The sequence below is a fragment of the Erwinia sp. B116 genome (assembly GCF_002865965.1).
In the GTDB taxonomy this organism is placed as follows: domain Bacteria; phylum Pseudomonadota; class Gammaproteobacteria; order Enterobacterales; family Enterobacteriaceae; genus Erwinia.
The window spans coordinates 94,276-105,201 of the sequence record NZ_JRZZ01000013.1; the positions used below are offsets into that span (position 1 = coordinate 94,276).

Consider the following 10,926-nt stretch of genomic DNA (forward strand, 5'->3'; position numbering starts at 1 on the left):
GCGGGGGTGTGGCCTGATGAGGAGGAAGGGCGTGTTGTCTGGTTGATCGGGATACGCCGGGCCTGTCAGCGGGCGACCCTCCGCGGGTTACCCCGCTCCGGGCTCATCCCGCTGCCCTCCCGAAAAATGGACTTTGGATTGGACTGTGGGTTGGATTGTGGGGGGCGCTGGAGGGGCGTTGGCGGGCCACAGCGTTAGCTGTGGCCTGTGGGGGGGTTAGCCGCGGGAGTTGGGGTCCTGTTCGCCGAGGAACCAGTACCAGAGCGGGATCGAGAGCAGCAGGGTGAAGACGCTGGTGTAGATCATGATCATAAAGAATTCGGAGACGTAGAGTTCTACCGGCCAGGTGTTGAACGGCATGTTGTATTCGTTGATGGCGCCGCCGATGATCGCTTTGACCATGACGACGGCGATGCAGAGCCAGAGGATGCCCTGGGCGATAAAGAAGTTGCGGCGTTTTTTGCCTGGGGGAAACATGGACATGACGATCTCCTTGTTAGTTAAAATTTCACGTTAACTTTGGCCCACCAGGTGCGGCCAGGTTCATTGACCGGGGTGCTGGCCGAGTAGCCGAAGGCGCTGTTACCGGCCAGGTTCAGGTGTTCGCTGTAGGCCTGGTTGAGAATATTGTCGACGCCGGTGCTGAGCCTGACGTTTTTATTCACTTTATAAGCGGCGTTGGCGGAGAGTACCGCGAAGCCGCTGCTGCGTTCAAAGTCTTTGCCGACCACGTTGCCCTGGTTGAGCGCGATGCGGTTCTGGCTGCTGACCATGCGCAGCAGGCCGGTGGTGCTCCAGTCGCCCTGTTGCCAGGTGAGGCTGAGGCGGCCGTCCAGCGGCGGCATTTGCGGCAGCGGCTGGTGGGTGGAGCTGTTTTGCCCCCAGGCCCAGGCGAGGCTGGCGTCGGTGGTCAGGCTGTCACTCAGTTTATAGCTGAAGCCGGCTTCGCTGCCCATGATGGTGGCGTCAACGTTGCTGACCCGGCTGATGTAGGCATTGTTTGGATCGTAGTTAAACAGGATAAAGTCGTTGATCCGCCCCACGTAGGCTGAAACCCAGCCGTCCAACCGCTGGCCGCTGTACTTCGCGCCGAAATCCAGCTGGGTGGTTTTTTCCGTTTTCACCTTATCGAACGCCCTCGAATGGCCGTCGGCGGCGTAAGTCGGCGAGAACAGTTCCCAGTAGTCCGGGAAGCGTTCGGTATAGCCGATACCGGCATAGACCATCAGCGACTTCTGCAGGCTGTGCTCCAGGCGCAGGAAACCGGCGGGCAGGGTAGCACTTCTTGATGCGTCTGCGGAAGTGGCAAAGCTGTCCACCCAGCTGCGATCGAGACGGGCACCGCCGATAACCTTGTTCTGTTCGTCGGCGCTCCAGGTGAGTTCACCAAAGGCACCCACGTCGTGGAAGCGGGCGTCCCTGATCCAGGCACCGCCTGCCTGTTGACGGTTGCGGTGGGTGCTGGTTTGCATATCCATACCGCTCTCCAGTTTGAAGTCGGACCACAGCCAGGTGCCCATCATCCGGCCGCTGACGGTGCGGCGATCCACCTGCATCGACATGCCGTGGTCCATGCCCGTATCGCCCATGTCCATGTCACTCATGTCCATGTCGGCGCTCGCCATTCCGGACATGCTCATCATACCTGAAGGGGCGCGCAGGGTAATGTTATCCATGATGTGGTTGGCGTAGTTATACTTAATCTGCGCTTCGAACCTGTCGAAGGTGTCGCTGATGTTGTTTTTTTCCAGCCGCAGGCCGAGGCTTTCACGTTTGAACTGCGATCCGTCCATTGCGCGGCCGCCGTAGCGGGCTTCGCCGTTGCTGCGCCCGGCGCTCAGTTCCAGCAGGGTGTCTTTTTCCGGCGTCCAGCCCAGCGCCACGTCAGCGCTCCACTTATCCCACTTTGACGGCACGCGCTGGCCGTTGCCGTCTTTATAGTCGTTAGCGCGTGACTTACTGCCGATAGCGCGCAGGTAGCCCTGCTCGTTGCCGAGGCTGATATCCGCATTGCCGTCGTTGCGGCGGTTAGAGGCGGTCAGCAGGCTGGCATCGCCCTTGACGCCGGCTTCATCAAACTGAGGCGGTTCACGCTCAAAGCGCACTGTTCCTGCTGAATTGCCCGGGCCCCACAGCACGGTCTGGGGTCCTTTAATGATGCTCAGCAGGTCAAAGCTTTCCGGTGAAATGTAGGAGCTGGGGGCGTCCATACGCGCCGGGCAGGCTCCGGGCATGTCGCTGCCGTCGGTCAGTATGCGCAGGCGTGAACCGAACATGCCGCGCAGCACCGGGTCACCGTTGGTGCCGCCGTTGCGCACCTGGGCGAAGCCCGGAATGGTTTTCAGGTAGTCAGAGCCGTCACTGGCCGGTACCGGCTGGCGCGGGATTTTCGGCGAGGTGACGATGGTCAGCGGCGATTGCGCCGGGGCGGTGACGGTCATCACCGGTTCGGCGTACTGCAGGTCGGCGGCCTGGCCCTGAGCGGCAAACAGAGAGAGCGTCAGTAGCGACAGCGGAAAATAACGAGGTAGCATAATCAATTCCTTTTAATGGCGGCACAGGGCGGCCTGCGAACGATTGATCGCAACAGTGAGAAGAAAAATAGATTCATTACCGGCACTGACGTTATTCAGCACCGGGTAAATTAAACAACGGTATATTTAAGGCGTCAGTTACCCTGTGCAGTGCACATATTTATTCGCGACGCGATGTTATTACCGCGTCAGGCGGCAAATGCAGGATAAACGAGGAGCGATCAGGCGTGTGGTGGCGCGCGCGGCTGTGAAGTGCCGGGGAACCAGCATTGCGGGTAAGGGGGTAATGCGAGTGGCGGCGGCAGGCGGCTGGTCAGCAGGATCAGCCACAGCAGCGGGATAAAGATCCACACCAGTATCGGCAGGTGTGCCAGCAGCTCACAGTAGCCGCAGCTGAACTCATCCATACCACGCGGGTGAGGGTGGGTCGAATCGGCCCCGGTACCAGCCCGTGTCTCAGTAGCAGATGTCGTGTGCCCCTGGTGCGCAGGCTCTGCGCCACGCTGCCCTGGCGTCTGTGAATGATGTCTGTGCCTGGAAGGGTGACCTTCTGCTGCTGCGGCGTTATCTGGCGTTGCAGAGCCTGTGGAATGATGGCTAAAGCGCTCGCCGGTTATCGCGCTATGGCCCGATGCTGATTCGCTTTCGCCCGTTGCGCTAATGCCAGCCTGCGGCATCGTCATCTCATGCATCCCCATGCGCATTCCGCCCCAGGCGGACATTCTTTGCTGTTCGAGGATTTTGGAAATGTCCGGCGCAATAAACAGCAGCCCGATCGCCAGCAGGGCGATAAAGGCAGATATTCGGCTATGCGTCAGACGATAAGATAACAACAAACCAGCGATCCATCATGGCGTATTACAGGTGGGCTAAAGTGTAACGATTTTCTTTCAGAAGTTTAAAGCCTTATTTAATTAAAAGTGATTATTGCGCCGGAAGTCAGATTTATTCTGCTTATCCGGCGCTAATTTTAACATGCTGGCAACAATAAGCCGCTGGGCTTAATCATCGTCATCGTCATCCAGCGCCACCGGCGAGATAAATCCATCGGGCTTAATCGCCAGCAGATCGCAGCGCAGGTGATCGATCACCTGCTCTGCGGTATTGCCAAGAAACGCAGCGGAAAAACCGGTGCGGCCGATGGTGCCCAGCACCACCACGCCGGCGTCCAGATGCTCGGCGACGGCCGGGATCACCTCTTCCGGCAGACCCTTTTCAACGTGGGTAAACTTCTCATCGATGCTGTACGACTGCCGCAGCGCCTTCATCGCCACCAGGTGCTGGCCGCGGATGGCGTCGTTGTAGACGCTCGGGTCGAAGTCGGGAAGCTCAATGGCGATATTGATCGGCGTAATCGGGTAGGCCCCGACCAGATGCACTTCGGTATGGTTAACCCGCTCCGCCAGGTCGAGGGTTTCGCGCACCAGCTTGGCGTTCAGCGGGTCGTGATGCGGTTCTTCGCTCGCGAGATTAACCGCCACCACGGCTTTGCCGCCTTCCGGCCAGGCCTGGTCTTTCACCATCCATACCGGGCACGGGCACTTGCGCAACAGATGCCAGTCGGTCGGTGTGAACACCACCGCCTGCAGGCGATCGTGCTGGTGGGCCATCTTAATCACCAGGTCATGCTGGTGGTTTAGCACTTCCTGAATAATCGCTTCGAACGGCCGGTTGTGCCACACCACTTTAATGTCGATCTGCACCCCGGCGGCCAGATAAGCCTGCGCCTGTTCGCGGATCCACTCAGTGCGTTGACCGATCACCCCTTTGCGCATGGTCTGGCGTTCATCAGGGGAGAGCAGGGTGGTCATCTCATAGGAGAAGTCGTAAATCGGCAGAAAACAGGTGATTTTGCCGCCAAGCCGTTGATTAAGATAGACGGCACGGCGCAATGCGGGCTGGTCGTCCTGCTGCGGGTCGATCGCCACAAGGATATTCTGATAGTTAGCCATAACGGGTTCCCCTACGCTGAGCATGTCGTTTAAAGATAGCCCAATCATGGCAAAGGAAAAAGCGGAAAAGTTGTTGCCGGATCAATAAAATAACAAATATTAACCCGGCAAAGGGTCAGCCAATTGCGCGGCTCTGGCCGGCCAGCTGGGAGAGGATTTCATGATTTTCAATGGTGATGTATTTGCCTTTCACCGCCAGCATACCGTTTTTCTGGAAGCGGCCGAGCAGGCGGCTGATGGTTTCCACCGTCAGGCCAAGATAGTTGCCGATATCACCACGGGTCATGGTCAGACGGAACTCGCGCTGCGAGAAACCGCGCTGGCCGAAGCGGCGTGACAGGCCATAAATAAAGGCGGCCAGACGCTCCTCGGCGTTCTTTTTCGACAGCAGCAGGATCATCTCCTGGTCGCCTTTGATTTCGCCGCTCATCAGACGCATGATCTGCTGGCGCAGGTTGGGCATTTTTCCCGACAGGTCATCCAGCGTTTCAAAGGGAATTTCGCAGACCATCGCGGTTTCCAGCGCCTGGGCAAAGCTCGGGTGCTGGTTAGCGCTGATGGCGTCAAAGCCTACCAGGTCGCCGGCGAGATGGAAACCGGTAATCTGTTCATCGCCCTGCTCGGTGATGGTGTAGCTTTTAATGGTACCCGCACGGATAGCGTAGATCGACTTCAGCTCGTCACCGGCCTTGAACAGCGTTTGTCCCTTCTGGATCGGCTTTTTACGCTCGATGATATTGTCCAGCTGGTCAAGCTCGTGCTCGTTAAGTGTGAACGGGATGCAAAGCTGGCTGATACTGCAATCCTGGCAGTGAATGGCGCAACCGCCGGATTGTACGCGTCTGCTGATAATTCGCTTTTCGGGAATCATAATCTACGCTCGATGATAATTGACTGGAATCAATTTTACCCTGTTACAGGTCGGATGAAAACTCATCTGAGCAGTTAAAAGGTATTAAATATAAGTATGTTGCGAAAATTGTTTCTTTATGTGATTCACGTGTAACAATCCAGTCTTCATCGTACTTGCCGCTCTATACGCTAAAAATTATCTCCGTGCATTAGCCGGGTAGAGGTTCTGCTTCGTTAATAACTGTAAACTTGATCTAAATCAATTTTAATGGATTCAACGGTTGCCTTAAATAAATTTAGTTTAAGTCTGCTAATCAGTCGCGGTGACGACGCGACGGTTGCTGACCCGGTCTGATGACGGTCAGGTCTTCCTTTAACGACGTATGCTAAAATTTATCCGCCCCCGCATTACGCAGGTGGCAATCTACAGCATCGGGGGAGAGGCGATGACCTGCCATCATGACGACAACGATCTTTTTCAACAGGCGATGGGTGACGTTACCCCGCTGAAAACCTGCGGCAGCACGCTGTGGCTGCCGGTGTCCGCGACCAGGCCCGACCGCGATCGCCAGCAGGAGCTGCAGCTCGATAACCCGCTGACCAGCGGACTGCTGGAGATCGTCCCCTGCACCACCGATCTCGCGTGGCAGGCGGCCGGCATGCAGCAGGGCGTGGTTGACAAACTCTGGCTGGGGAAATATGCCCCGCAGGCCAGTATCGATCTGCGTGGGGTTTCGGTGGAACAGTGCCGCCAGCGGCTGTATCTGTTTATCGGCCAGGCGCAGCAGGAGAACTGGCGCAACCTGCTGATCGTGCACGGTAAAGGCCGCCACGATCGGTCTCATGCCAATATCGTGCGCAGCTATCTGATGCGCTGGCTGCCGCAGTTTGAGTCGGTACAGGCGTTTTGTGCCGCCCGGCCGCAAGACGGCGGCAGCGGTGCCTGTTACGTCGGCCTGCGTAAAAGCGAGCAGGCGCGCCAGGAGAACCGCGAACGCCATGCGAAACGCAGCCGCTAGCGCCGGTACAGGATTACGGCCGTGATTGAGCTCGACAGCAGGCGAGACCCGGCAGTATGCGCATCGGGAGCTTAGCCGCCATAACAGGCTGGCAGGTAAGGGATGCCCCGCCGTGCAAGGCACTCCGTTCAGCCGGAGTGGGATTTACGTACCGTGGATAAAAACACTTCGGCACTCAGGCTCAGCGGCTTGCCGGAGCGGGTGACGATGCCCACCGGTTCGCCCGGCCCGTGCGAGGAGATCGGCAGCGCCGCCAGCGCATTGTGCAGCAGGTCGTCCTTGATCGCACCGGAGGGCACAAACCAGACGTAGCTGGCGCGTAAGGCCAGCTGGCGCGCCAGGGAAGTGGCTGAGGTCTCGACCAGCGTGGCGGGCAGGCGGCAGCCCTGGTCTTTAAGCATCGCCTCGGCAACGCGCCGTGGGGCGGTACCTTCCGGGGAGATCACCACCGGCCATGACAGCGCTTTCGACAGCGTGACGTTGTCACTTAGAAGCGGATGGTCGGGGCGCACCACCAGCCGCATCGACTCAAGAAACAGCAGCTCATAGGTCAGGCCGGTCATCAGGCCGGGATCGGCCATGCGGCCAATACCCACGTCAAACTCACCGGCCTTCAGCCCGGCCAGCAGCACGTTATTGTGCAGGGTCGCGACCTGCACGATGGTCTGCGGCTGCTGCTGGTGAAACCGTTCGAGGATCGACGGCAGCATCCCCAGCGCCACCGTGGTCAGCACGCAGACCCGCAGCACCTCCGGATCGCGCGCCTGCGGCAGGTGGAAACTCTGCCCGGCATGGTTCAGCGCGTCCAGTACCCGCACCGCGTGAGTAAGGAACTGTTCGCCCATGGTGGTCAGCTGTGCACCCAGCCGCCCGCGCTCGAACAGCCGCACGCCGGTCAGCTCTTCCAGCTCGTTAAGCGTTTTTGACAGCGCCGGCTGGCTGAGCGACAGCGTTTCGGCGGCACGGCCCAGCGTGCCTTGCTGGGCAACGGCCACGAAGGTATGCAGGTGGCGCAGGCGAATGCGCTGATTAAAAACGTAATTTTTGTCCATAGCTCAGAGTAGTAACCCGCAGGAGGCCCTGGCAAGTCTTGCCTGTGGGTTTTGTTAACCTTATTGCAAAAATTAATTAACATTTGGCGGAAATACCGGCGTATCTATTACTTTTATTCCCTCTTAGCGGCCGGGATATGCGTATAGCTTATCGTTCTTCGCCCGTCAGGGCTGCGGTGCAATGCTCCGAAATGATAATCATTATCGAAAAACTGCCCATTTTTACGAGTCAACGTCATCACTATCCGTTATGATAGCCAGCAATTTTTACCGGTCCCGCGCTCTGCCGCAGGGAGTCAACCAGCCAGGGAGCGCGAAGTGAACCGTACCGCAGCGATCGATATCCGTGGATTAATCAACCAGGGTGGCCTGAGCCGTTATCAGAAACGCATTATTGCCCTGAGCTTTGCCATTGTGGCGATGGACGGCATGGATATTGCGCTGATGGGCTTTATTGCTCCGGCGTTGAAAACCGCCTGGGGCGTCAGTAACCACCAGCTCGGGCTGGTAATCAGCGCCGCGCTGATCGGGCTGGCGCTGGGGGCGATGTTTGCCGGGCCGCTGGCCGACCGCTTTGGCCGCCGGGTGATGATCCTCAGCAGCGTGTTCTTCTTTGGCCTGTGGACGCTGGCCACCGCCTTTTCGCAAAATCTTGACCAGCTGATGCTGTTCCGCTTCCTGACCGGGCTGGGGCTGGGCGCAGCGATGCCCAACGTCGGCACGCTGGTGGCGGAGTATTCGCCGGAGCGTAAACGGGCGTTTCTGATCACCGTGGTGTTCTGCGGCTTCACCTTTGGCGCGGCCAGCGGCGGCTTTGCCGCCTCCTGGCTGATCCCGCATTACGGCTGGCATTCGGTGCTGGTGATGGGCGGCGTGTTGCCGCTGCTGCTGCTGCCGCTGCTGATGCGCGGGCTGCCGGAGTCGGTGCGTTTTATGCTGACGCGCAACGCTCCCGCTGCGCAGGTACGGCAGATCGTCGAGCGGATGCGGCCGGGCAGCACCCGGGAAGACAGCCGCTTTGAGCTTAACGAACCGCAGGTAAAAGAGGCCGCGGTGCGGCTGGTACTGTCGCGCCAGTACCGCTTTGGCAGCCTGATGCTGTGGGGCAGCTACTTTATGGGGCTGTTTCTGGTTTACCTGATCGGCAGCTGGCTGCCGTCGCTGGTAAAAGATGTCGGCATGACGGTGACCCAGGCGGCGCTGGTGACCGCCATGTATCAGGCGGGCGGCACGGTCGGCTCGCTGTTTGCCGGCTGGATGATGGATCGCTTTAACGCGAACCTGGCGCTGGCCGCCATCTACTTTAGCGGCGCCATTGCCACGGTAGGCATCGGTTTCGCACCGGCGGATGCCTGGCTGCTGAGCGCCATCGCCTTCTGCAGCGGTTTCTGCCTCAACGGCGCCAACACCGGCATGAATGCGCTCTCGGCCAGCTACTATCCGACCCGCGCCCGCGCTACCGGCTCCAGCTGGATGCACGGCATTGGTCGCATCGGTGCCATTCTCAGCGCCTTTGCCGGTGCGCAGATGCTGTCAATGGGCTGGAATATTACCGACGTCTTCTCTTTCCTGGCGATCCCGGCGGTGCTGACCAGCCTGATGCTGGTGGCGAAATACCGTTTCGCCTGGCACCCGCAGTAACGCGGGCCTGCCCGCCTGAGCGCGGGCAGGCCACGTCTCAGGTCAGGCTACCGTCGCGCACCAGCGTATAGCGTCCGGCGCCGAGGAACATCACCGCCAGCGCGCCGAACAGGTACAGCGCTTCCACTTCCAGCGCCCAGGCACCGACCGCGGTGCGATCCCAGAACACGCCGCTCTTCGCCAGCAGCGTCGCCACCACCAGATTGATTGCTATCACCAGCGCCGCCGGGCGGGTCAGCAGGCCGAGCACGATCATCGCCGGTGCCAGCACCTCACCGATATAGGCCCCGTAAGCGATAAAGCCCGGCAGGCCGTGCCCCTCCAGCAGGCGCGCGATCCAGCCGACGCCGTGCTGCATTTTAAAGAAGCCGTGGAACAGCAGCAGCGCCCCGAGCGAGACGCGCAGCAGCAATTTGCCAAAATCGGGTGTATCGGCGAAGCGGGAAAATCCGTTATTGATTGAGGTAAACATCGGGTCATCCTTTTAGATAGCAGAAGGGGGCGGGCGCGTAAAACGCGCCGCGTCGGGCGCTGAGATCCTGCCGCCCGCGGTACGGCTCTGCTATCAGCATAATCTGCAAAACCGCCGGCGGGAGGGTTTTTTAAACAACCTACGGCGCTCTGCGGGGAGAAACGCCCGTACTGAAACAATCAGAAATACTTTTGTTGCGGCCACAGATAACGTTATCTGCTGATTTATTGGCGGGTTTAAAGAAGAATACTCTGTCACAACAGCGGCTTATCCTGTTCTTTCGCCTGGTACGATCGGGCGATTCAGTATCCTTTCTATAGTGTTATCTGCTCACCTTTGCCGTAAATATGCCGATAACCTACGTTGAATACCCTAAAAACTAAAATCTCAACGGTTTCACCAGGTTATGGAGTCACTATGCAACTTTTAAAAAACTACACCATCCGTGCGGTCATGCTGTGGGTGCTCGGACTGTTCTGCCTGCTGTGGGGCGCGGTGGGCGGCTACAGCATCTACTCGCTTAATCAGTTAGCGCAGGGCAACGCGCTGGATCGTGAGCTGGTCAGCCAGATGAACACGCTAAGCCAGGGCAATGACCGCTATTTCCGCTTTATTACCCGCCTGACCCGCGCGCTCGACTCCGGTAAGCCGGAGGAGCTGGCCTCGGCGCAGAAGGCGCTGGATAACATGAACGGCCTGCTGGTCCGATTTAAAGAGCAGGCGCCCGGCCCGCTGGGCGATGAACTGGTGACACCGGTGATCAACAGCTGGCAGCAGCTGCTCGATCGCGGCGTGAACCCGCAGATGCAGCTGGCGGCGCAGGGTAACAGTGAGGCGTTTCGCCGGCACGCCAGCAGCGTCACCCCGGCGCTGAGCCGGGAATTTGGCAGCCACGTTGAACAGTTCAACGCCGCCGCCACCGCCAAGCTCGATCAGACCCGGGTTACCGTCGACCGGCTGACGCTGATGACCAAAGTGGTGCTGGCGCTGGCGCTGGCCGCCGGGCTGCTGATCCTGCTGTTTACCGATCGCTATCTGGTCAGCATGCTGGTGCGTCCGCTGGACCGCATCCGCCAGCAGTTCCGCCTGATTGCCGACGGCGATCTCAGCCAGCCAGTTGAGGATATGGGCCGCAACTGCGTCGGCCAGCTGGTCCCGCTGCTGAGCGCGATGCAGGACAGCCTGCGCGATGCGGTTAGCGCCATTCGCAGCGGCACCGACGGCATCTGGCGCGGGGCTGAGGAGATCTCCAGCGGCAATAACGACCTCTCCTCACGCACCGAGCAGCAGGCGGCGGCGCTGGAAGAGACCGCCGCCAGCATGGAGCAGCTGACCGCAACGGTGAAATTCAACGCCGACAACGCGCATCAGGCCAGCCAGCTGGCGGAAGCGGCGTCCGCTACC

General features: G+C 59.3%; 10 protein-coding genes. 3 read left to right on the forward strand and 7 right to left on the reverse strand.

Annotated features, from left to right (window positions below):
- Positions 1-216 precede the first annotated feature (216 nt).
- From NV64_RS11600 to NV64_RS11620, 5 genes are all read right to left on the reverse strand, one after another.
- Complete coding sequence (locus tag NV64_RS11600) at positions 217-483, reverse strand: DUF2534 family protein (RefSeq protein ID WP_056238142.1); 267 nt, start codon at positions 481-483, stop codon at positions 217-219.
- Between the two features lie 17 nt (positions 484-500).
- Positions 501-2,534: a TonB-dependent copper receptor gene (locus NV64_RS11605; RefSeq protein WP_056238138.1), complete on the reverse strand. Its 2,034-nt coding sequence runs from the start codon at positions 2,532-2,534 to the stop codon at positions 501-503.
- Positions 2,535-2,755: 221 nt separating this feature from the next.
- Entirely contained in the window at positions 2,756-3,256 is a 501-nt protein-coding gene (locus tag NV64_RS11610) for a DUF2946 domain-containing protein (protein WP_369878878.1), read from the reverse strand.
- 279 nt (positions 3,257-3,535) lie between these two features.
- Positions 3,536-4,486: a universal stress protein UspE gene (gene uspE, locus NV64_RS11615; RefSeq protein WP_101505973.1), complete on the reverse strand. Its 951-nt coding sequence runs from the start codon at positions 4,484-4,486 to the stop codon at positions 3,536-3,538.
- A gap of 115 nt (positions 4,487-4,601) precedes the next feature.
- A complete protein-coding gene (locus tag NV64_RS11620; protein WP_056238130.1) occupies positions 4,602-5,357 on the reverse strand; it encodes an FNR family transcription factor in 756 nt (251 codons plus the stop codon).
- Between the two features lie 427 nt (positions 5,358-5,784).
- Here NV64_RS11620 and smrA point away from each other — a divergent pair, with 427 nt between their 5' ends.
- Positions 5,785-6,357: a DNA endonuclease SmrA gene (gene smrA, locus NV64_RS11625; RefSeq protein WP_056238484.1), complete on the forward strand. Its 573-nt coding sequence runs from the start codon at positions 5,785-5,787 to the stop codon at positions 6,355-6,357.
- 128 nt (positions 6,358-6,485) lie between these two features.
- Here smrA and NV64_RS11630 read toward each other — a convergent pair whose 3' ends face one another.
- Positions 6,486-7,409 carry a LysR substrate-binding domain-containing protein gene (locus tag NV64_RS11630; protein WP_056238126.1) on the reverse strand — a complete coding sequence of 308 codons (924 nt, stop codon included), beginning with the start codon at positions 7,407-7,409 and terminating at the stop codon, positions 6,486-6,488.
- A gap of 318 nt (positions 7,410-7,727) precedes the next feature.
- On the opposite strand from NV64_RS11630, the gene NV64_RS11635 reads away from it, so the two are divergent.
- The gene (locus NV64_RS11635; protein ID WP_056238124.1) at positions 7,728-9,050 is read left to right on the forward strand and encodes an aromatic acid/H+ symport family MFS transporter; all 1,323 of its coding nucleotides are present in this window, start codon (positions 7,728-7,730) and stop codon (positions 9,048-9,050) included.
- Positions 9,051-9,087: 37 nt separating this feature from the next.
- Here the strand turns inward: NV64_RS11635 and NV64_RS11640 are convergent, their stop codons facing one another.
- Positions 9,088-9,522, reverse strand: coding sequence for a DoxX family protein (locus tag NV64_RS11640; protein WP_101505974.1), 435 nt, complete (start codon positions 9,520-9,522; stop codon positions 9,088-9,090).
- 417 nt (positions 9,523-9,939) lie between these two features.
- Here NV64_RS11640 and NV64_RS11645 point away from each other — a divergent pair.
- The coding region (locus NV64_RS11645) for a Tar ligand binding domain-containing protein (RefSeq protein ID WP_146005479.1) at positions 9,940-10,926 on the forward strand (987 nt) is incomplete at its 3' end.